Source organism: Flavobacterium gelatinilyticum (assembly GCF_027111295.1).
Classification (GTDB): Bacteria; Bacteroidota; Bacteroidia; order Flavobacteriales; family Flavobacteriaceae; genus Flavobacterium; species Flavobacterium gelatinilyticum.
This window is the reverse complement of sequence record NZ_CP114287.1, coordinates 730365-751791: the sequence shown is the minus strand read 5'-3', so window position 1 is coordinate 751791 and position 21427 is coordinate 730365. Positions and strand designations below refer to the sequence as shown.

The window sequence follows — 21427 nt, the reverse complement described above, 5'->3', positions numbered from 1 at the left end:
CAAGTATTAGATGAGAAAATTTTTAAATAAAATACATTTATGGTTCGGACTTACCTCCGGGCTTGTTGTATTTATAAGCATGCTCGCGGCCAGTATTTTTGTATGGGACCAAGAACTGACATCCTGGTATCATGAGGATAAAATTTTCGTGCCGCAGGTCAAATCCAATGTTCTGCCACTGGACAGCCTTTTTGCTGTGATCAGGAAAAAGCATCCGCTTGCTGATTATGCCATAATTGACAAGAACCCGGAAAAAAGTTATGTTTTTACCAGTTATAAAGAAAATACAAAGCCCCATTGGACAGCATTTTCAGATTATGAGAATTACAGTAATATCTATATCGACCAATATACAGCAAAGGAACTCGGACAGGTCGATCTACGATACGACTGGATTTTTAATCTTAGAGTATTGCATCAAAATTTGCTGCTGACCTACGATGTGGGTCATTATATCGTGGGATTTTCAACCTTGATTATTTTCATTCTGATCTTAACGGGCATCTATCTCTGGTGGCCCAAAAATAAAGCAGCACTGAGACAAAGGGTTTGGTTTAGATGGAAAAGCACCACAAAATGGAAACGTAAAAACTATGATATCCATAATATTGGAGGTATTTATACTTTTCTCTTTATTCTGGTTTTTGCCATTACAGGATTGGTCTGGACCTTTGGCTGGTGGACAAACGGAATCTACAGAATCCTGGGCAATGATCCTGAAAAGGTCTGGAGCAAAGCTCCGGAAATCTCGAAACAAAGCAGTGCAAAAACCTTAAATCCGTTGGAATATATCGTTAAAGACACAAAAGAAAAAATCCCAAATTGGAATTCCATCGGTCTTTCACTGCCTGAAAAAAGCGCTAAAGAAGCAGTTCCAATTACCACTTTTGTGCGACATGAAGGGAATTCGGGCTGGGATGAATCCGACAGTTATACCTACAATAGTCACTCGGCTGAGAATTATTATAAAGTAACCCATAGGGATAAAACACTTGGAGCTAAATGGAGAAACAGTAATTACGCCATTCATACAGGCAGTATTTATGGTTTGCCAACCAAAATTTTAGCCTGCTTTATTGCGCTGTTTTGCGCACTTCTTCCTGTGAGCGGTTTTTTGATCTGGTGGGGAAGAAATAAAAAGAAGAAATAGATTTACGATTTGGTTTGCTTTACTGGCGCTTAAATCAGTAGAGGTTTGGGCATTATAAGAATAGTTAAAAGGAAGGGCTGAAAGCTGCAAGTCTGCCCATAAGAATGGTGGTGTTTTTTGAGCAAGTAAATAAGAACTTTCTTTAAAATAAAAACAAAAAATGGTATTTTTGCACCGGTAAACAAAAACAACAAATTGAAAAAGTATCTGATCCTATTGCTTGGCTGCATTATCCTGGTTCCATCTTTTGGTAGTGTTTTTGTTTATGCAGCTTTTAAAGTGGAGCAGCAGGAAATTGTAAAGACCATCTGCCTGTAGCGAAAAAAGGTTTTTAATACCTGCAACGGCCGATGTGAACTTCAAAAAAGTCTCAAGAAATACGATGACAATGAAAAGAAGATGCAGAACAACCTGAAAGAAAAAACAGAGTTGGTTTACATTTTACAGACCTCAAACAACACTCTCAAATTAATTAGGCCTATCGCAAGGAAAGCCTGTTTTCCGGCTGGACTGGACAATAAGCCTAATTCATTTTCAACACAGACTTTTCATCCCCCTACTGTTTTTATATAAATTCTAATTTCAATTCCGATTGGAATCGTTTTTCATTGTTTCGCGACAATGAAAGAGTGCCTGCACTTTAATTAAATTACAATTTTATAAAAATACAAAATGAAAAAAGCAATATTCTTCGCGCTGGCTTTTGTGGCCTCATTGCAAAACTATGCGCAGGAGAAAGACAGTACAGCGGTCAAGTATACCTTGATGGACGAGGTGATTATTGAAGGGGTCAGAAAGTCCAAAGATGTTGCAAGTGGACTGGCTTCCAAACTGCCGCTCAAAAACCTGGAGAATCCTCAGGTGACCGCTTCGGTTTCTCCCCAGCTTATCAGAAACAGAAACTTTTTCACCCAGGGCCAAATGTTGCTCAACGCCGCTGGCGTTGCTCCAAGTTGGGCGGGAATTTCACCTTATTATACCATCCGGGGATTCCGTACCCGATCGAGCTTCAGAAATGGTGTAAACGGTTATGTGGCCTCAGATATGGATCCGGTCAACATCGCCCAACTCGAAGTGATCAAAGGACCAAGCGCCGTAATATTTGGTGGTGGTGGCTCCACTATGGTTACTTTCGGGGGACTCATTAATCGTGTTACCGTAAAACCCCAACAGACCACTTTTGCCGACATTACTGTACAGGGTGGATCTTACAATCTGCAGCGAGCCACTATTGACATCAACAGGCCTCTTGACAAAGAAGGAAAGGTTCTTGCAAGATTGACCGGCGCTTATAACTACAGTGATACTTTTCAGGACCAGGGTTTTTCAAAAACATTTTTTTTAGCGCCCAGTATCGCTTACAGGATCAGCGATGATCTGAGTATTCAGCTTGATGCCGAGATTTTGAATAAAACCGCTACTAATAATCCGCTCTACCAAGTGGCTTTGGGGACTGCTAGATCGGCTGATGAACTCCATTTGGATTATTACCGTTCTTTCAATGACAACTCGATGACGATAAATAACAAGGCGGTAAATATTTACGGAAAAGTCATTTACAGGCTTTCAGAAAATTGGAAATCGGAAACCAATTTAATTTCAGTCAATAATAAAACTCCGGGCGATTACATCCGGCTGAGATTAGATGATGACAGTCAAAATGTGACACGAAGAGTGTACAGAATGTATCCGGAAAATATTACCAGCCAGCAAATTCAACAGGATTTTGTCGGGAATTTTAAAATTGGTAATATGAAAAACCGGCTGATTGCAGGTGTTGAATATTATCATTATTTGTATGGTATTGCCAGTAAATCCATGAATTTTACTAAAGTTTCGGCAACTGCCCCGGATCCTGAGAATGCTTATGTTAATAATGAATATATTTCTGGGCAATTGGCCTTAAAACCCTATGGAGAGAACTATAAGGCGATTCAGGATCAGTATTCCCTATATGTTTCGGATGTTATCAACCCATTGGAGAATATAAGTGTAATGCTTAGTGCCCGAATCAATTACATCAACAACAAAGGAACTGAGGATTTATTAACAGCAACAACTACAGGTGATTATACACAAACGGCTGTTTCTCCGAAATTGGGGATCAATTACCAGATTATTCCCGAGAGAATTGCACTATTTGCCAATTACATGAATGGTTTCCAACCTCAAGCACCGCAATCGGTAAACGGGCAGATGACAAATTTCCAGCCCGTTTATGGAAATCAATGGGAATCGGGTGTTAAAGTTTCCTTAAAAAAGAACCTTTTGGATGCCGTTTTGAGTTATTATACTATTGATGTAACCAATGTGGTAAGACAGAACCCAAATGATACGGCTTCCTATCTGCAGGACGGTGAGCAGCGCAGCAGCGGTTTTGAAGCCGATTTGGAATCAAATCCAATAAAAGGACTGTTTTTGCATGCGGGTTTTGCCTATAATGACAGCAGACTTATTGTCTCGGATGCGCTTACCCAAGGGCTGAGACCTGTAGATTCAGGTCCTAAGCTTTCCGGAACATGGTACGTGAATTATACTGTGCAGTCAAAGGCCCTGCAAGGTTTTTCGATAGGTATAGGGGGCAGTCATTATGGTAAAGATTTGATGATTAATAACACTAATGGTTCTTTTTACACCAATCCTTACACTATAATCAACTCGGTTCTAAGTTTTGAGAAAACAGGCTATGTATTTTCGCTTTCTGCCAATAATCTGCTTAATGAGCATTATTGGTACGGCGGTCGTGGTATGATTACTCCGGGAACCCTTCGTCAGATGGTTTTATCTTTCAAATTAAAATTGTAAAGCTTTAATGCTATACTTTCAGTGAAAAAGGCACAATAACTTCATTATACTAGTTGGCAGCAATGAGCCAAAAAAAACTCAAAAAATGAACTGTTTTCGATAATGAAATGGAAAAAATTAAAAGCATTATGCAAGGCGATTTATTAGCTTTTAAAACTGTTGATGGAAATTATAAAGTTATAATGTGTACCGAAACTAATAAAAAAAGTCCTCAAAATTTTACGTTTATAGCTTTAACTTATAATAATTCAAAATGTCCAGATGAAATAGAAATAACAAAAGAATCTTTTTGGGGTTGTGGAACTTCAAGTGCTTATTATTATAAATATTCATTGGAAGAGCAAGAAAAGATGTGGGCTTTCCATCCTGAAATAAAACCTTTTTTAATCGGTAGTTATAATCTTATTATTTGGCGAAAAGACTTTTTAAAATTTCGGGATAATCTATTAAAAATTGGAAATTTAAGTATTGTGAATAATATTGATAAAAATGGGTACTATGGTATAAATGTTAGTAGTTGGGAATCATTAAATGATTTCTTCACTGTACAAATAAGAACAATTTTCAAAGATATTGGGCAAAAGACTTTTAAATTAGAATCGATTATTAAAAGCTAAACAAGCATCACTGCTGGCAACAGCCGCTACAACGGAGTTGGGCAATTGGTTTATGGAAAGATGGTTTTGTATTTGGAATGATTTGGCAAATCCGAAAATAGGTCTTAGTTTAGTCCCAAACCCACTGTAGTGCAAGAACGTTAGGCGTCATTGTAAGATAAATTAGGAACAAAAACATAAAATAATGAAAAGAATATTATTTATCTTTTTGATTTTCCAATCCCAAATTTCATTCAGTCAAAATGTTAGCATTGAGATTTCTGATCACTATCGTGAGCTTGATGGAAAAGCATATGCAACTTATCAATTTGTTAGTTCAAGTTATAGTAGTTCAAGACCAAGTTTAGTCATTTTAACCAATAAAGATTTGTCTTTCGAGCTTTCAACGAAATTATCAACTTTATATAAAGCAAAACAGGAATATACAGATGTTTGGATACTAGGAATAACTAATTTTAATCAAAAAAATGTTTCAGAGGTCGACAAGCGAATAATAGATAAATTTTACCAACAAATAATAAAATATCGTGCTGACAATAATTTGCCACCAGAAACACTTGAAAGATTGGCAACAGACAAGATTATTGTTGAAAAGAAAGAGGAGATCTGTCGATATCTGATGTGTAAAAACAAAATATAAAAGCATCTACAAAAATGGGTGGTCAGAAAATTTGAATCTAAAACAGAAATTAATTTTGAAACCGCCAAAGTCAAATTTCACAACTCGCCAAACATACCCATCACAACGTAGCCTAACACACGCTTCAAGCAAGCTGGGGGATTTGGCTTAATAGAAAAATTGGTTTGTATTTGGGATTTAGCAAAACCGTTGTAATACCAGAACATTATGAGTAATTTTATGAAAACTACAATAAATTACATATTTTTATTATTTACAACATTTTCTTTTGCTCAGGATAAACTTGAACTTATACAGAAAGATTGCTTTGAAAAAGGGCAAGAAAACTTGAAAACTAAAAATTTAAAAGTTGCCTACAATTTTTTCACTTCAGCATATTCATTTTATCCAACCAATGAAATTGGAAAAGCGTCTCTTAAAAAATCTGATTCAATAAGTCACATTTTAAGAAAGGAACTTTTTGATAAAGTGAAAGGAAAATGGAAGCTAACGAAATACGAAACAAAACCAAATTTCGACGAAGTTCAAATTACTGAAAACAAAATTGAGTTTAAACATCTAAATCAAATAGTTAGAACAGAAAAAATTGTATTCAAAGAAGATTCAAGATATTTCCGATACTTCTTTGAATTCAGATTCAAAGACAGCTCTACGTGGCAAATCCATATGGAAAATGAATCTTTAAAATTATGGAATTCAGGTGGAAGAGATAAAGACGGACTTGAATATCGTTATTCGTGTGCAGGTGGGGAATTCCTCTTTGAAAGGTTAGAATAAAATCTGCTCATAACAGCTACTGCAACGCATCCGGGCAATTGGCGCAATGGAAAGATGGTTTTGTATTTGGCAGATTTGGCAAACCTACTGTTCGAAGAGTGTTGTATGAAAAGATGTGCGAATGTCCAAGAATGTGCATGCGCAGTCAGAATCAAGCTTAAGTAAATCTAAAATAAACAAAAAAAGCTCCAGATTTTTCTGGAGCTTTTTCTTTGTGCTGCGCGAAGCATTCAAATATCCAATCCTATTATTGCAGATTACTAAAAGAGGCATAAAATTAAAGGGAGACGGCAGCATTTTTTTTAAGTTTCTTTCCTTTATAATTTTAGATTCCTGTCAATTAGTAGGACCAGTAGCTCCAGGTTGTGCTGCAGCAGCCTGCGCGTCCTATGCTGGTAGAGCAGTACACCCAGTAGGTAGCTGAAATGGAATGTGAATTCACAGTGTATCTTAACCGCCCTTATCACAGGGTCTTCAATAAAGGTGAACTTGTAGGTGATCTGAGAAAAGCCTGCCAAGGGCAGTGCTGTGAAATTATCTATAGCGGCAGAAAATGATTCTTGCGGTACATAATCAACAAGGGTGCGTCTTGCCGTATTGCCATTGATGAAAAAAATGGGATGGCTGTACCCGGGTTTTGTGTTTTTTTTTTGGCTGTATAGTTTATAAATTCAGGAAGGCCCGGAAAGTTTTTCAGGACCTGCAGCATGTCAGATCTAAAGAAGCTTTTAAATACTTCTTCAAGAGGGGCTTTGATCTCAAAGAAGGAGCTAAAAGCCTGGGTTTGGCTGTAAGACATAATAGAAAGTATTAAAAAAAAAATTGCCGGAACCGCTCCCCACAGCGGCCCCGACTGTTGTTTATGTAGTTGCCTCCCGCGGGCTAATTGTGCAGGATCTGCTCTATACTGTAGCCCGATGAAGCATTTCCGGAAATATAGACCGTATAGATTTTTCCATCCTGAAAATTCGATTCCAGTAAGGCCAGGTCGGCTGTTGCCCCGCTGGAATGTGCGTGTATGGCGAGAACTCCTGCGTTTACCTCGGCATAGCTGCTTTGGGTATAACGGGCCAGGGTCCCCGAAAGGCTTATCCCGGCTGCATCGGTGAAATTTATTGAAGAGGGGCCAGCGTCGCTAAGGTGCAGAAATTTAACCTTTGCCTTTCCGCTTGACGGAGCGGAGAGGTTATCCTCAAAAAGCCGTACCCCGGCATCGGAACGTGATCCTCCGGTAAGATACACCGTATAGGTCTTATCGTCATCCAGATCCAGTTCCTGGGAAGCATACAGGTCATTGTCTCCTTCATCCCTGTACTGGGCAACAAGGTTATTGCCTACGGCCACTTTATGATACGATACCGAATGCTCCTTATAACTGAGATTTCCGATATACGGGATATTGGCAAGTATGAATTTCTGGGAGCCGGAATCCGGTGCGGCATTTACGACTTTAAGCCTTCCCGAGCCGAAAGGATCTACTTCGTTGCTGTCGCACGAAGACAGCACTATCATGGCGGCAAGTACAAATGCTGCTTTGATCACAGCGGTGGTTTTAGTTCTCATAATTCAGTTGTTTATTAAATTTTAGGATTTACATGTATTTTACTCTGATGGCAATTTTATTGCCTGTGGATTTGACAGCCGTCTTAAAGTCGTCAAAATCGGGTTTTTTCATTTTTTCCATAAAAAAATTGGAGAAGCCGAAACCTTCTTTTGGGATTCCCAGAAAGTTTTTATTGAGCTGGCCGTCCTTGTTTTCATCATCCACCAAGGTGATGCCGTACAGGGCTGGATTCAGATCAAAGCTGATGATCATCGTTCCGCCTTTGGGGCCGTTTTTCTCAAATATCAATTTTTTAAACGGTTGCTGGCGGCTGTACGATTCCTTATCCTTGAAAACATTCAGTATGATGTTTCCTTTCTCCGAGCGCATACCGCTTACCAGCAGATGCAGGTTTTGCCCGTAGCAAGCGGCCGAAGAGATAAATAAAAGAGCAGTGAGAATGAAAATACTGCGAAGGGGAAATGGGTTGTCTGCCATGTCATATCATTTAAGATTATGACGCGAATGTAAGGGTGGATTTTCAAAAGAGCCTTGAAAAAGTACGCCAGACGGACAACTTTGCACTTCAAACGGACAATGCCCGGAAGTATAACAGTCCGGGCTGCCCATGGGTTTATGATCGGGCCAGCCAGTCCAAAACCCTGCTTCTTTTTTCGCGGCTCACAAAAATTTCCTTATGAAAAGGAATATTTAGACTCACTTTAAGCCTGCGGGGAAAATAGTCGGCTACCTCGGCAATGGATCGGCGGCTGACCAGCTGCTGGCGGTTTATCCGGAAGAAAAGCGGAGCGGTTCTTTTCTCAAGCTCCTCCAGGCTTTCTGCCATAATATAGCTTTTGCCGTTAAAACAGTGCAGCACTGTAGTTTCGGATTCCACATAAAAAAGGGCAATTTTATCAAGAGTGAAGGGAAGCAGCCTGTCCCTGAATTTTACCATGATGGTCTGGCTGGCATCGGGGGTCAGTCTTGAGATGGTTTCCATTGCTTTGTGGTACTTAAGGGCCAGATTGCCATTAAAGAGACTGCGCATGGAGGTGTATTTGTGAAGTGCTTTTCTGAGCTGCTCTTCACTGAAGGGTTTAAGGATATATTCAATGCCGTTGGCCTTGAAGGCATCCAGGGCATATTCATTGAATGCAGTGCAGAAAATTACGGGGGCCTGGATCGAGACAGCCTGCATAATTTCAAAGCTCAGGCCGTCGCCCAGCTGGATGTCGCTGAAGATAAGGTCAGGGGCGGGGTTTTCACTGAAATAGGCTGTGGCTTCTTTGACAGAAGTAAGTATGGCTGTGATCTGGATATCAGGACTGCAGTTTTTCAGGCTTGCTGCCAGATCTTCCGCCACAAAGCTTTCGTCTTCAATAATTATGATTTTCATGGGTCTGTTATTTTAAAAGCAACCGAGAAGGTAAGACCGTTATTACTGATCGAAATTTCGCTTCCTGAACAAATCAGGCATCGTTCTGCCAGATTGGCCAGTCCGCTTTTCAGCGAGGTTTCCCCGGGCTGCTTCTGATTGATTGAATTGGACAGTGATATGAGATCCTGTTTTTGTTCGATAATTATTTTTAAGGGGTGTTGTATGGTGAATTTATTGTGCTTGATGGCATTCTCTGCAAGTGGCTGCAGGGAGAAGGCCGGGACTTTGCCCTGGAGCATTCCAGGATCGTTTATGTGTATTTCCCACTCCAGAGCACTTCCAAAGCGCAGCTGCTGCATCTGGAGATAATTCCTGCAGAATTCGACTTCCTGCTCCAGGGGTATAATCGTGCTGCTGTTCAATGATACGCCGGTGCGAAGGAAGGCGGCAAGCTGTATGAGGTACTTTTCGCCAAGAATTATATCTTTTTTATAAAGTGCCTTCAGGGTATTGAGCGAATTGAATAAAAAATGGGGGTGTATCTGCTGTTTGAGAAGCAGGATTTCAGCCTGGGCTGTGCGCAGCTGCAGGGTTGAATTTTCAAGTTCTGCATTTCTTTTGGCCAGCCTGATGATGGCAAAGTCCTGCAGCAGGAGCAGAAGGATGGTGAAAAACACGGCTTCCATCAGAAAGGTAAGCACCAGATCCATATCATCAAATCTCCATTCTACCTCTGCCAGAAAAGCAAAGACGGGCCATACGATCATCTGCAGCAGCACAGCAGTGCCGAAGCTGGCTGCATACCTGCAGAGCCTGAATCGAAACAGGTCATGCGGAAATTTCTCGGCGCAGTATTTCAGGATCGCAGAGAGTGAGAAGGTCAGCATCAGCAGATAACTCACGTTTTTAAGGGTCATGAAAAGCACCAGTACGGCAGAAGGTTTGAAGATAATCAGATAAAAAAAGGCCAGAAGGGAAACCAGCAGCGTAAAGAAGATATTCATTCGGTATATATCCTTCATGATCACTGGATTAAAAGATTTGGCTATGCTATTCATTGGATGTTGTTCTTTTAAGAGGACGGATTGTTTGAGTGTTTTATCAGGGCTTTAAAATACAAAAGATTACCAGATTCCGGTTATGGTTTTTAAACAATTAATCCCGCTGCCTTGGACAGGCAGTCGGGAATAAAAAAAGATCATTATGCGCCCGGGCACGATCCTTTGATTAAAACATATAAAAGAGGCTTACCTGGGAAGAATTGTTCTGAAAATCGGTATTGACTGAGGCTGATTTTAACTTGCCCACATCGGTTAGTCCAAAATAATAACGCGCTCCGATACCCAGGCCGTTTTCAAACTGGTATCCGATTCCCGCCACCATGCCGGCGTCTATTTTTTCTGCAAAATCAGCATGAGTAAGGGTCTTAAAATCTTCAGAAACCAGGATACCGACCTGCGGACCTGCCTCAAAATAGAGTCCGAAGCTGGTCTTGTACTTCACCACAATGGGAATGGCGGCATAGGATAATTTCAGTTCTTTTCCATCCAGAGGGCCCCCTTTTAATTTTGCACCCTGTGTGGAGTAAAGAAAATCCTCCTGGATGCTGAAACGCTCATTGATGTCGAGGGCCACTGCGACCCCCGCATGAAAGCCCGCAAGCCCTTCTGTCTCAAATCCGGCATTGCTAAAATCACTGTAGTTGGCACCTGCTTTGATGCCCAGGTGGAGCCTGTCCAAAAAACTCTGACTGAAAAGGTTTGAAGATGCCAGTATAAGGCTGAGCAGAATTAATTTTTTCATACTTTTTATTTTAATGTTGCTATAATTTTAAATCCCAGCAAATTTAGTGGCGGTGTGATGAGAAACTGTGAAAAACTTCGGTGAAACGGACAAGATTTCGGTTGAAGCGCCCAAAGGGACAACCATTTAATTTTTGGCCATTTTTTGTTTACAGAATAATCAGAAATCCTTTATTTTGCACTTTCAAACAGTCCCAATGTAATACCAGTCCTACCGTTATGACCCTTTTTAATGATTCTGAAATATCCAGAAAAGAACTCAGAAAACTAGTTGATTTTCTTCCCTATCCTATCATAGTCTGGGATCGCAAGCCGAGTCTGGATAAGTGTTTGTTCTACAACAAAAAATTTAGCTCCCAGATCGGCTACAGCCTCAAGGAAGCCCCTTGCAAGGATGCGCTGCTGGAGCTTCTCTATCCCCAGGGGGAGTACCGCAGCGTGGTTTTAACCTCCTGGAAAAGCAGGCGGCGGAGATTGAAAGAGGCGAGCAGAAATTTATAAAAATGAAAGTCCATCTCACCTGCAGCTCAGGGGAAAGGCGATGGTTTGAAATCAAGGCATCGGTTCTGGACAGCCTGTTCATTATTGCCTATGTGGATATCAACAGCGATGTCATGCTGCAGGAAGAGTTAAAAAAGGCCAATTCCAGCAATGATATGATGCTCTCCATTCTGGGCCACGACCTGCGCAGTCCTCTGGCCAACCTGTATACAATGGCCTCCCTTGCCGAGAATAGGGATCTTTCACCTGATGAGTTTGTACCTATGATGCGCCAGATACGCGAGGAATCTTCCAGGGTGCTGCAATTGCTGGAGACGAGCTTCAGCTGGGCACGGCTGAATTTCAACAGCCTTCAGTTGAAGCCCGTGTTGATTGATTTTCCGCTTCTGGTTTCTGAAGTGGCCGGCGGAGTTAAGTTATCCTGTGAGCGCAAGAATATAACCATTTCCACCGACCTTGAGCAGCTTGAGAACATTGAGACTGACTTTGACATCCTTATGGTAATTGTCCGAAACCTGGTTTCAAATGCTGTAAAGTTCACCCCCTTCAACGGTCGTATTTCCATCACATCGAGCCCGTGGGAGCTGGTTATAAGCGATAATGGAAAAGGTATGGATATCGATAAGCTCAGTGCGATAAAAAATCAGGCCCTGCCGGGCAGGGGAACTGATGGAGAGACAGGTTCCGCACTGGGCCTGCAGCTTGTCATGAGCCTGGCCGAGAAAATCGGCTGCAGGCTGGAAATACAGAGCGGTGAAGCGCAGGGTACAGCTGTAAGTATTATTTTCAAGCACTAGATTGTTCGGCACCCAGGCTCAAGGCGCCCCTTTGAAGGCAGGCTTACGCTGTAGGCCAGCTGTTTTTTTTCAATTCCCTTGAAACAAAGACCATCCATGGCTTTGAAGCTGAACCTCGAAGAGCTTATGGAGAGCTGCTGATGGATTTTTTCAGATATCACCAGATCAATGTCATAATCCCTGCACATGGACTGCATTCGCGAACACAGGTTCAGCACCCCGCCATGATAGGCGATTTCCTGCTTATAGCGCCCCACAAGTGCGGCCGATACCTCCCCGCAGTGCACCGAGCTTCTAAAGCAGGGAAAATTATCGTGCCTGTCCAGGTATTGTTTTTCTTTATCTGCCAGGCGTGCCTTTAGGGCAAAATGAAGCTCCAGAGAAAGGCTGTAATCAAAATGATGTGCTGCAGGCCATGTAATGACCGCTTCGTCCCCGACAAACTGGTAGATTTCACCTCCATAGTCCATCGCTTGCTCGCAGAGGTCTTTGAAGCAGTCCTGAATAAAGCTGCTGAAAGCGATGCTTCCCATCCTTTCCACCGACTCTGTGGAATTTTTAAGGTCCATGAACATAAAGACCCTGTTTTCAAGGGCAGGGGTAAAATAGGTTGATCGGATAAAATTCCTGTAATAATTCTTTCCCAAGCTCCGCCTGAGGGTGACGGTCATCCCTATTAGGGTCTCTATGAAGATCAGGTATACCGTTATGTCTGCCGCTGCGCTCTGCATGGTGAGATTTGCGGAGAACCGGTATGGAGATTCCCCAAAGAAAAGCAGCAGCAGAACAATAGCCAGAATACAGAAAACAAGGCTGCGCAGCCCTGCGGTTATAAGAAGATTATGGGTCCTGATGAGACGGGGATATACAAGTGTGTGCAGCAGGGCCATCATCAGACCGATCACAAAGGAGCTCGCCAGGGAGAAGGCATATATGCGGCTTTTGGTGGTCCCTGCAGGAAATGGATAATTGCTGCAGATGTAGAGATCGTGCAGGTCGTTGAATTTTATATAGACAAAAAGCAGTCCAGTGATGATCCAAAGAAGGGTGATGTGGAATATTTCCTGATAGTAATAGCGCAGGCGGAAGGCTGAAAATGGCATAGTTTTTTGAGTGTTTACAAGTAGTTAAGCATCAAAAAGAAGTAGCACGAAATCTTCTACGGCATGGGCTTTTGAAAAGTTGCGCTACATCTTAGAGGCAGTTTTGAAGCAGCCGCCGTGCTTGAAATGATGATTGATAAATAAAACTAAAAAAGCACAAACAGGCGGCCGCATATAAAAAATGAAATCCACACTAAAAGCCGGCAGCCAGGTGCAGGGAAAGACCTGCCTTTATGGCTGTTATAAACGCGCTCAAGCCTGTGCGAATTTATAAAGCCAACGTCTTTGGTGCTTAAAAAAATAAGCTCAAACGGACAAAATGGGGGGTGAAGCGTACATCTTGTATGGAAAAGACAAAACTAGGAATTTTTAACATTTTCAGGGCCGGGCAATAGCAGCAGAATAGCTATATTTGATTGTAGAACACCTGGAACAATTAAACTAAGGAAACAAAGAGCGAATCTTTTGCAATGGAAAAAATGATACAGCTAAAAGTGAGAAAAGATCTGGATGCGCGCCAGCAGCTCACTTTCATTAAACTCAAAGGAAGCCTCATTTCAAAGGGCTACACAGAGATTATCCATATCCTGGACCAGGATGAGGAGTTTCATATCAACACTTTTAGAACGGCAACTGTACGCAGAACGGAAGTCGAGGGGTATATTTCGGCATTCCTGGCCAGGGAAAACCTCTCTGAGAGCATCTCATTGGAATAAAAAGTATTCCGACTGCAAAAAAAACAGATTCTATGAATGATTTAAGTACGTTGCATTGCGGTATTTGATGTATGTCTTGGTCTGTTGTCAAAGATTCAGGCATGGATATAACAATGTGGTTTCTGACAGCTGAGAGATAAAAAAAAAGCAGATCACGACTGTCCTGCTTTGTAGGACTATAGTGCTGCTGGATTCCAAAAAAGAAAATAAGGGATTTTCGCCTTATTTAGCTTTTTTGCGAAATAAAGTTCATAGACAACAATTTCATTTTTATTAATAAAAACGGAGCATATTGGATGGACGGCGCTCATAAAGATCCGGGACAAGTGTATTTCGCTATTAAGACATGTATAGTATTACAAGTCCCAACCCTAAATGAAAGCCCTTGGTCTTCTTATGCCGGCGCTATAATCTCTCAGCCCAGGCAATGATATGTCCGTCGGGGTCCGCAAAATAACAGGCCCTGTCGCCCCAGTCACGGTCTTCTATGCCGCTGATTAGTCTGGCGCCGATCCTCAGCGCATTTTCAAATTCCATTTCAATATCCTGCACATAAAAATACAGCTCGCATCTTGGAATACCATTTCCCAGAGCAGGATCAGGCATGGCAGGGGCAAGGATTTTTGCAATACCCTTATTGGGCATCAAGCCCAGTTTGCAGTTTTCAGCCAGGATGAATTCTGTCATTCCCGGAACATCAAGATCAGGCTTCTGTCGGAAGAGCTGCTTATAAAAATCAGCGCTTGATTGCTGATTTTCCACATAAAGAATGGTCTGGATCAGTTGTATGTGCTTCATTGGGCAGGTTTTGATTTTACAGTATTAAAAATAGCCTAAATTTTAATCTCGGACAAACCATTTGGTCGTTTTTTTTTCTGTTGACGGCGTATTAACAAGAAGGCCATAACACCAGAACAAGGGCGGCCAATGCAGGAAGTCCCTGCTTGAAGAAAATAGCCCTGCCGGCTGTAAGAGCCCTGTAAATTGCCGCGGTCAAAATGCAGGAAAGAAAAAACAGTGCAATGTTGCGCTGCCAGAACAAATCAGAGATAAACAATGACCATATAAGCCCCGCGGCAAGAAAGCCGCTGTAAAGCCCCTGGTTGGCGGCCAATGCTTTTTTTCTGGGAATAAATGCGCGGGTATGGAATTGAAGGTCTTCCTGCCCATTTAAGTATTTCTTTGGACGCACACCATCAGATCTTCATCGAGGCGGGTTTTATTTGTCACAGTTTCTTGATAAACCCGATGATTATTGATTGTATTTCAATTTAGGGAAGGTAACTGCCATTTCGATAACAAATCGCTAATCTCAACTTCCATGACCTGATCTTTTCCCTGTCTTTTTCCATCTGTAAAAACCGAGCGGGTAAAATAGAGTTTTTTATTGTCCAGTGAAAATCTCGGCTGGTATTCCATTGCATTGGTATTGATACCCGGACCAAGATTAACAGGTTCAGACCACTTTTCGGATGTTTTTTTACAGAGATACAAATCATAAGCCCCATAAACCCCAGTACGGTTGGAAAGGAAAACCAGCCATTTTCCATCACGGCTCACAGCGAGATTGCTTTCGGAGAAATTACTGGTGTTGAGCTCTTTTACCGGAGACGGATCCTGCCACTGTCCATTTCTGAATTCGGAATAAAACACATCGCCGTTACTCGAATAATAAAGGTGATTTTCTGCGGTTAGTTCTGGATAATATTGATCGACAGACGTATTTATGTTCTCAGGTAAGGGAACAGGTTTCTGCCAGTTTCCCTGCACATCTTTTCTTGAAATATACAGGTCAGGATCTTTGCCAGTTTCTGAAATTCGCAGCAGTGCAAATGTGCCATCATGGCTGATAACCGGATTAGAAACATTGGGCGTCAACTGCCATATGTCCATTTTTTCGGGGTTTAGAAAATGGTAATCTGAACCATTTTCTAAACGATAAATTTCACAAACACTTCTATCTGCACTGCTTTTAGTAGTGTAGGCATATTTGCCCTCCGGTGAAAAAGTGATTCCATAAGCATCGCCTTCAGGGATTGTGTTGTGAAGGGCTGATATTGGTTGTGTTGTCGCTAAAGCTCTAAGAAATGGAATGTTGATTGTTCCAGTATAAATATTTTCTGTTAAGTGATCACCAGTTTTTTCAGATCTGGCAAAAAGGAGCGTATCGTGATTGAAAACTACCGGACAGAAATCGTTTTGTTCCGAATTGATTCCATCACCAAGATTGAGAGGCAAAGTCCATTTACCGTTTAGATTAAAACTGATGTAAAGGTCTGACTGCCCAAAACCTGATGTTTGTCCATCTGATGAGAAAATCATATAATTTTCATCAGGGGAGATGTAACTGTTGCCTTGATCATTTTTTGTATTGATGGGATAGCCCAGATTGACGGGTTTTTGGTATTTGCCCTTCACGAACCTCGATACGTAGATATCGTTACCTCCATAGCCTTTTTGATCACTGCGCAGTCCAAAATAGATATTTCCGTTGGCAGTCATTGTAGCATAAGTCTCGTTGTCATTGCTGTTGATCTCACCAAGAGCAAAAGGTTTGCCCCATTTTCCCTTACTGCGTCTCACCATCCAGATATCGAGATCTTTATCATCACTGGCATTCTTTTGGGGACTTTTTCTTGAATTGTATAGAATAGTATTTCCGTCTGGAGAAATAAAGGGGTCTATTTCGCGAAACTTTTGATCTGAAAAAAAAGCAGGTTTTGGTGTCTGCCATTTTCCGTTTACTTTTTCACTCTGCATTATCTGGAGTTTTTTTCTTCCTCCAAAAGAATTGACAAAGTAAGTTTTGCTTCCATCAGGCGAAATGGTAAGTCCGAATACGTTACCATTAGAGATGACCTCAGGTGAAAAAAGTTTGATTTCAGAATTGATCTGGGCTTTAACAATGCTATTAAAAGATAAAATGCACAGCAATAGATTTTTGATTTTTCTCATAATATTTTCTTTTTCTATTTAGATGCAGTGAAAAAGAAAATCTTACATAGTTTATTTCATTTATTGGGATTACAAACAGCAAAACACCGAAATCCTACAGAATCTGGTTTCGGTGTTCTCTAAAAATACTACCGTAATGTTTCCTGGATAGCTGCTTCAAGTGTTGCTTTATCTTTTTGATATTTAATCATATCTCCGATTTAATGTATTGCATATATTTTTCAAGTATGGCAACGTCTTTTTTCATGCGTCTGCGCTTGATAACGAAGGTGTAAAAAAACATCCATAGAATACAAATTCCCCAGACCCACCAAAAACAAAGGATAGTACGTCCGGTTTTATCCAGCAGGAATTTGTCAAGTACCGGTCTAAGGTACAAATACACGCCAAAACCCAGTATCAAAACATACAAAACCTCGCCGTAAGTATGCATCCAAATATTGAGTTTTTTATAGCGTTCTAATTTTTTAACGGTTTCCAGAACACTCTCTATGGGCCTTATTTTACTCAGGCGATAAAGAAGATAGGTTTTGCTCAAGGCGTAATACAAAGAACAGCCAATCAAAATCCAAAATCCTGAAGCGGATGTATCCATTTTTTCTGCATTTAAGCTGTCAATGTAAACAAGGGCTATTGGCGTTATGATGAATGTAATTATTGTTTTAAGATGATTTATTTTCAGCCCCGAAATATCATCTTTGACTTTTTGATCAACAACCTTTTGAGAAAAGGCAGCTGAAGGCTTCTTCTGCTGAAAGAGCGTTTTTAGTTCTTCAAAATCCTTTTCCATGTCAGTTGTTTTTTGATAGTATTTCTTTGAGTTGCTTCTTGATGCGATGCACCTTGACATTTACATTATTTTCGGTGATTCCCAGTACATCCCCAATTTGTTTCTGGGAAACATCCTCGAGCACCATCGAGATGATGATGCGGTCTATTTCATTGAGCTGGGCGATGGCTTTATATAAGAAAACGGACTGCTCTTCCTTATCGTTCGGTTTTTCCTCAGGAGAATTGTCTTTTAGGTTCTCATGGTATTCTACCGGACTGTTTTTTTCTTTTCGCAGCTGCATCAGGCAGGTATTGGCCGCAATCCTGTAAATCCAAGTACTGTAATCCGAGCGATGTTCGAATGAAGATAGATTTATCCATACTTTGGAAAAACATTCCTGTACCAAATCTTCTGCCTGTGCTTCGCTTCTGGTGTAGGTGCAGCACAGACGAAAAATCCAGTCTCGGTATTGGGTAAAAAGCTGGTCGAATATTTTTTGCTTATTTTCCAACAGCAGGCTGTTTTAAGAATTTATCCATTTCACTGATAAACCATTCTGGCTGGTCATTTGCCATAAAATCTTTTGCCTGCTCGGTTACGGCATGCGTAATATTTGGCGTATCGCCATACATTTCCTTCAGCTTTTTATCAGCTTCAGAAATCGGCATGTTTTTATACTTTTTTGCAAAATACCAAGTGGTTAAAACCAGTATCGGGATTTTATTTTCTTGGAGCTCCGAAAGCAAATCTGCGCTAAATTGTTCACACAGGGTTTCTGCAAGTGTTTTTCTGTCTGATTTTTTCTGCCACTCGACAAAACGGTCAACATTTTTCGAATCTGTAAAATTCATCATTTCCGCTGTTTGTCTCTGGTTGGCCTCAAAATCGGCAGGGTTCATTTGCAGGGTTGCCTCACGGATGCCCTTTTTGATGGTTTGCAGCTTCTGGTCTGTCATCGCCGGATCCAGCACCATGCTGAGTTTGGGATAAAAATCGCAGGCAATGATGTTTTTGATGCTCAGACTTTTATCCGAGGTTAATTTGACAGCCACAAAGGCACCATAATTCTGTCCCACTAAAATAACATTTTTTAGTTTTTCTTTTTTGATGAATGCCCGCAAATCGTTCACATAATTTTCTGTGTATAAGCTGTCAAGGGGTTTCTGGCCGTTAAAGCCTGCAAAATCGGCTAGATAGCAGGCGAAACGGCCGCTGTATTTTTCAGCGATTTCCTGCCACATTGCAGATGAACAGCCGATGTGGGGTAGAAAAATCATTGGATCACCTTTTTTGCTCACTGCCGTGACCTTGACTGCGTGCTGCGCTGTCGCGTGAAGGGTAAAAAGAAACATCGCGAGAATAAAAAATTGTCGTTTCATTGGTATAATGTTTTGATTTCTGTAGGATTAGATGCCCAGTGATTTGAAATCTTACAAAAAAGAAACATTTTTATTGAAATATAATGCCCATGGCATAGGGGGCAGCTGCGTTAAAGCGGCCGGAGCAAGAGCCCGCAAATCAACTTTAGAAATCGAAAAACTATTGAAGGAGTTTAGAAAAGTTTCTATCGAAGAATCGAAAAAATAAAATCATTCTTCCTCTGGGGGCTGTCTTTTTAAAGGCAGCCCTCTTTTTTAAAGGAGATTTGCAGATAAATTTCAAGAATCTATAACTGATAATATTTTTCAGGCGCCAAAGGTTCAGGAATTTCTTTTTCTTTCAATAAATCCTTGATGTTTATTTCAATGGTTCTGGCAATCGCCGTTACCGGGGTATCGGTCGGCCGGTTTCTGAAAGGATCCTGTAGGTGGGTGGCGGTCTTTTCCAAAAGGAAAAAAGTCGTTGAAATGGTTAAAAGCAAAGGGATTTCAAAATAGCTTTCGATATCCCTCAGGGCAATGGAAAGGGTTACAATAAAAATGTAGATGAAAAAATGCAGAAATATCCTGTAGGTTATCGGAAAAACAGTGTTTTTGATGCGCTCGGCCATTCCCATATAATTGGAAAAATTGACCATGGTATTGTTGAGCTGCACCTGTGAGAAAATATCAAGGGCCTTTTTCTCTTTCAGCGCTGCTATCTGAAGGGTATTGACTTGCAGCACGGCCAAGGGTTTGTTGCTTTGTTTTGAAGCTTCTTGTATTTCAGCTTCGGAAATAAAATTCTCCAAACCAGCGACAGGATCCAAGCCTCGCAAGGTCTGTCCCAGACTGTAGCACCAGGCGATGTGCCTGAGGCCAATTTCCCTGATTTCATTTTGATGTTCCCTGTCTACAAATGACTGCAGCTGCAACACCAGGCTTCTGCTGTCGTTGACGATGCTTCCCCAAATTTTTCGGGCTTCCCACCAGCGGTCATAAGACTGATTGAGCTTGAAGGAGAGTATCACCGAAATGGCCGTTCCGATGAATGCGGGAATAGTGATGGGCATTAAAGGAATAATGTTTTTAAACTCCGTAGTGAGATAATGAACCAGCATGCCGATGACCAGCACAAAGAAAATTTCATACTTGACTTTATTGAAAAGGTATGAAACCGGGATTTTAGTATTAGTGAGCATAAGGGGATGGTTTGAAATTTATAGACAAAATTAAAGAACAGGATATTTTTGAAGTACTAATATTTTGGGTAATTGTTATATAATTTTAGGAATATAATTGCCTGGATAAATCAAAAAGAAATCATGTTGTAAACCAGGCAAATACTGTTGATATAAAAGCTTCATTTAACTTAAAGCTGCTGAAAGCCCTTTAATGTAAATTCAAACAACAAAGCCGGAATTTGACTTAAAACCTCAATAAAAAGAGAGGTTGTCGCAGATAATTCTAGAAATTGCTTATATTTGATAGTAACCAAATTTTAAAAAAAATAATCGAATCAGCTAAAAACATCCCTGACCTTCATCCTAAATTCTTCTGGGATTTCAGAATTGACAAGATCGTTTGGCAAGGGGGATATAAAATGGCAATCGGACGTATTATAGAGTGTGGGGACAGGATCAGATTGATGAGATCATGCGTTTTTACGGCTATGAAAAAGTAATTACAGCCATTGGTGATCAGATTCTTTTCTGTCCAACTATTGCATTGAAGAAGCACTCAAATTCTTTCCCGAACTCAAAAAGGAAGAAATATACTGCTGGCTCAATGGCAAGGGCAAACCCTTTGACTTGATTTAGCCTCGGTATGAAGACCTAAAGAAAAAGTCTAATTTAATACCAAACCGGCTGGAGTATGAGAATCTTTTCCCCAATTTTAAACCGCAAACAATGAAAAAAATATCACAAATTGTTTTATTGCTGTTTTCCTTTCCACTATTTGCCTGCATTTGTGATGATAGTGCAATAACAGAAAAATATATAGAATCTGATTTTGTTGCTAAAATTAAAATCGTAAAGAACTATAAAAATGAAAACTCGGAAGAACTCTATAAAACAGAGTTTATCATCAATGAACTTTTTAAAGGCGAAAATCTAAAAGCAATTTATGTAGCTGGAAGAAGCGATGGGAGTATGGGAAGTTCCTGTTCCATATTCATTCCTGAAAATACGCAATTAATTGTTTATGCAAGAAAAAACAAGGATGGGAAATATGTAATAGGTATGTGCTCAGGATTGCTTTATCTCGGAAAAACCAATCTTAAAAAGCAAAAAAGAGAATTGGACATATTAAAAACTTTCAAGTCAAATAAAATATTTTTTACAGATAAGATAAAATATCGTGAAAAAAACTACAGTGAAGGTAAAGATATCGGCACCGATTTAAAACTGCCGGACTATACGATGAAAAAGATCCGGTAGGACCATTGGTTGCAGAAGAAGTTAGTGGTTTTGTAGGTAAGGCACTGATCCGTCAGGATGGAAATTGGC

24 protein-coding genes are annotated in these 21427 nt (G+C 40.7%); 10 read left to right on the top strand and 14 right to left on the bottom strand.

Annotation, left to right across the window (positions count from 1 at the left end):
* The first annotated feature begins 10 nt into the window (after nucleotides 1-10).
* From OZP11_RS03175 to OZP11_RS03155, 5 genes are all read left to right on the top strand, one after another.
* Entirely contained in the window at nucleotides 11-1150 is a 1140-nt protein-coding gene (locus OZP11_RS03175; RefSeq protein WP_281233776.1) for a PepSY-associated TM helix domain-containing protein, read from the top strand.
* 672 nt (nucleotides 1151-1822) lie between these two features.
* Complete coding sequence (locus tag OZP11_RS03170) at nucleotides 1823-3955, top strand: TonB-dependent siderophore receptor (protein WP_281233775.1); 2133 nt, start codon at nucleotides 1823-1825, stop codon at nucleotides 3953-3955.
* A 107-nt stretch (nucleotides 3956-4062) separates the two neighbouring features.
* Nucleotides 4063-4572: a hypothetical protein gene (locus OZP11_RS03165; RefSeq protein WP_281233774.1), complete on the top strand. Its 510-nt coding sequence runs from the start codon at nucleotides 4063-4065 to the stop codon at nucleotides 4570-4572.
* Between the two features lie 184 nt (nucleotides 4573-4756).
* Nucleotides 4757-5212: a hypothetical protein gene (locus OZP11_RS03160; protein WP_281233773.1), complete on the top strand. Its 456-nt coding sequence runs from the start codon at nucleotides 4757-4759 to the stop codon at nucleotides 5210-5212.
* A 219-nt stretch (nucleotides 5213-5431) separates the two neighbouring features.
* Entirely contained in the window at nucleotides 5432-5989 is a 558-nt protein-coding gene (locus tag OZP11_RS03155; protein ID WP_281233772.1) for a hypothetical protein, read from the top strand.
* A gap of 538 nt (nucleotides 5990-6527) precedes the next feature.
* On the opposite strand, the gene OZP11_RS03150 is transcribed toward OZP11_RS03155, so the two are convergent.
* The 6 genes from OZP11_RS03150 to OZP11_RS03125 all read right to left on the bottom strand — a co-directional run bounded on the left by OZP11_RS03150 (nucleotide 6528) and on the right by OZP11_RS03125 (nucleotide 10716).
* Complete coding sequence (locus OZP11_RS03150; RefSeq protein WP_281233771.1) at nucleotides 6528-6788, bottom strand: hypothetical protein; 261 nt, start codon at nucleotides 6786-6788, stop codon at nucleotides 6528-6530.
* Nucleotides 6789-6871: 83 nt separating this feature from the next.
* Nucleotides 6872-7552 (bottom strand): DUF4397 domain-containing protein, encoded by a 681-nt coding sequence (locus tag OZP11_RS03145; protein WP_281233770.1) that lies wholly within the window; start codon nucleotides 7550-7552, stop codon nucleotides 6872-6874.
* A gap of 28 nt (nucleotides 7553-7580) precedes the next feature.
* Entirely contained in the window at nucleotides 7581-8030 is a 450-nt protein-coding gene (locus tag OZP11_RS03140) for a DUF2141 domain-containing protein (protein ID WP_281233769.1), read from the bottom strand.
* A 136-nt stretch (nucleotides 8031-8166) separates the two neighbouring features.
* On the bottom strand, nucleotides 8167-8931 hold the full coding sequence (locus OZP11_RS03135; protein WP_281233768.1) for a LytR/AlgR family response regulator transcription factor: 765 nt from the start codon (nucleotides 8929-8931) through the stop codon (nucleotides 8167-8169).
* Complete coding sequence (locus tag OZP11_RS03130; RefSeq protein ID WP_281233767.1) at nucleotides 8928-9971, bottom strand: sensor histidine kinase; 1044 nt, start codon at nucleotides 9969-9971, stop codon at nucleotides 8928-8930. Before OZP11_RS03130 ends, OZP11_RS03135 begins: the two co-directional genes overlap by 4 nt.
* Before the next feature lie 169 nt (nucleotides 9972-10140).
* Complete coding sequence (locus tag OZP11_RS03125) at nucleotides 10141-10716, bottom strand: porin family protein (RefSeq protein WP_281233766.1); 576 nt, start codon at nucleotides 10714-10716, stop codon at nucleotides 10141-10143.
* Nucleotides 10717-11218: 502 nt separating this feature from the next.
* On the opposite strand from OZP11_RS03125, the gene OZP11_RS03120 reads away from it, so the two are divergent.
* Nucleotides 11219-12013 carry a sensor histidine kinase gene (locus OZP11_RS03120; protein WP_281233765.1) on the top strand — a complete coding sequence of 265 codons (795 nt, stop codon included), beginning with the start codon at nucleotides 11219-11221 and terminating at the stop codon, nucleotides 12011-12013.
* Here OZP11_RS03120 and OZP11_RS03115 read toward each other — a convergent pair.
* The gene (locus OZP11_RS03115) at nucleotides 12010-13116 is read right to left on the bottom strand and encodes an adenylate/guanylate cyclase domain-containing protein (RefSeq protein WP_281233764.1); all 1107 of its coding nucleotides are present in this window, start codon (nucleotides 13114-13116) and stop codon (nucleotides 12010-12012) included. The genes OZP11_RS03120 and OZP11_RS03115 overlap by 4 nt on opposite strands.
* A 470-nt stretch (nucleotides 13117-13586) precedes the next feature.
* Here OZP11_RS03115 and OZP11_RS03110 point away from each other — a divergent pair, with 470 nt between their 5' ends.
* The gene (locus OZP11_RS03110) at nucleotides 13587-13832 is read left to right on the top strand and encodes a hypothetical protein (RefSeq protein WP_281233763.1); all 246 of its coding nucleotides are present in this window, start codon (nucleotides 13587-13589) and stop codon (nucleotides 13830-13832) included.
* Between the two features lie 405 nt (nucleotides 13833-14237).
* Here the strand turns inward: OZP11_RS03110 and OZP11_RS03105 are convergent, their stop codons facing one another.
* The 6 genes from OZP11_RS03105 to OZP11_RS03080 all read right to left on the bottom strand — a co-directional run bounded on the left by OZP11_RS03105 (nucleotide 14238) and on the right by OZP11_RS03080 (nucleotide 18938).
* The gene (locus OZP11_RS03105; protein WP_281233762.1) at nucleotides 14238-14630 is read right to left on the bottom strand and encodes a VOC family protein; all 393 of its coding nucleotides are present in this window, start codon (nucleotides 14628-14630) and stop codon (nucleotides 14238-14240) included.
* 91 nt (nucleotides 14631-14721) lie between these two features.
* Nucleotides 14722-15024 (bottom strand): DUF1304 domain-containing protein, encoded by a 303-nt coding sequence (locus OZP11_RS03100; protein WP_281233761.1) that lies wholly within the window; start codon nucleotides 15022-15024, stop codon nucleotides 14722-14724.
* 74 nt (nucleotides 15025-15098) lie between these two features.
* Nucleotides 15099-16787, bottom strand: coding sequence for a TolB-like translocation protein (locus tag OZP11_RS03095; RefSeq protein WP_281233760.1), 1689 nt, complete (start codon nucleotides 16785-16787; stop codon nucleotides 15099-15101).
* Between the two features lie 187 nt (nucleotides 16788-16974).
* Nucleotides 16975-17577 carry a hypothetical protein gene (locus tag OZP11_RS03090; RefSeq protein ID WP_281233759.1) on the bottom strand — a complete coding sequence of 201 codons (603 nt, stop codon included), beginning with the start codon at nucleotides 17575-17577 and terminating at the stop codon, nucleotides 16975-16977.
* Nucleotide 17578: 1 nt separating this feature from the next.
* Nucleotides 17579-18070: an RNA polymerase sigma factor gene (locus OZP11_RS03085; RefSeq protein ID WP_281233758.1), complete on the bottom strand. Its 492-nt coding sequence runs from the start codon at nucleotides 18068-18070 to the stop codon at nucleotides 17579-17581.
* Nucleotides 18060-18938 carry an alpha/beta hydrolase gene (locus OZP11_RS03080; protein ID WP_281233757.1) on the bottom strand — a complete coding sequence of 293 codons (879 nt, stop codon included), beginning with the start codon at nucleotides 18936-18938 and terminating at the stop codon, nucleotides 18060-18062. The genes OZP11_RS03085 and OZP11_RS03080 overlap by 11 nt, the downstream gene beginning before the upstream one ends.
* A 73-nt stretch (nucleotides 18939-19011) precedes the next feature.
* Between OZP11_RS03080 and OZP11_RS03075 the strand changes: the two genes are divergently transcribed.
* Entirely contained in the window at nucleotides 19012-19146 is a 135-nt protein-coding gene (locus OZP11_RS03075) for a histone H1 (protein WP_281233756.1), read from the top strand.
* Nucleotides 19147-19225: 79 nt separating this feature from the next.
* Here the strand turns inward: OZP11_RS03075 and OZP11_RS03070 are convergent, their stop codons facing one another.
* Nucleotides 19226-20119, bottom strand: a complete 894-nt coding sequence (locus OZP11_RS03070; RefSeq protein WP_281233755.1) for a bestrophin family protein — start codon at nucleotides 20117-20119, stop codon at nucleotides 19226-19228.
* Between the two features lie 272 nt (nucleotides 20120-20391).
* Here OZP11_RS03070 and OZP11_RS24910 point away from each other — a divergent pair, with 272 nt between their 5' ends.
* On the top strand, nucleotides 20392-20601 hold the full coding sequence (locus OZP11_RS24910; protein ID WP_432419650.1) for a DUF6922 domain-containing protein: 210 nt from the start codon (nucleotides 20392-20394) through the stop codon (nucleotides 20599-20601).
* A gap of 226 nt (nucleotides 20602-20827) precedes the next feature.
* Nucleotides 20828-21358, top strand: coding sequence for a hypothetical protein (locus OZP11_RS03065; RefSeq protein ID WP_281233754.1), 531 nt, complete (start codon nucleotides 20828-20830; stop codon nucleotides 21356-21358).
* Nucleotides 21359-21427 lie beyond the last annotated feature (69 nt).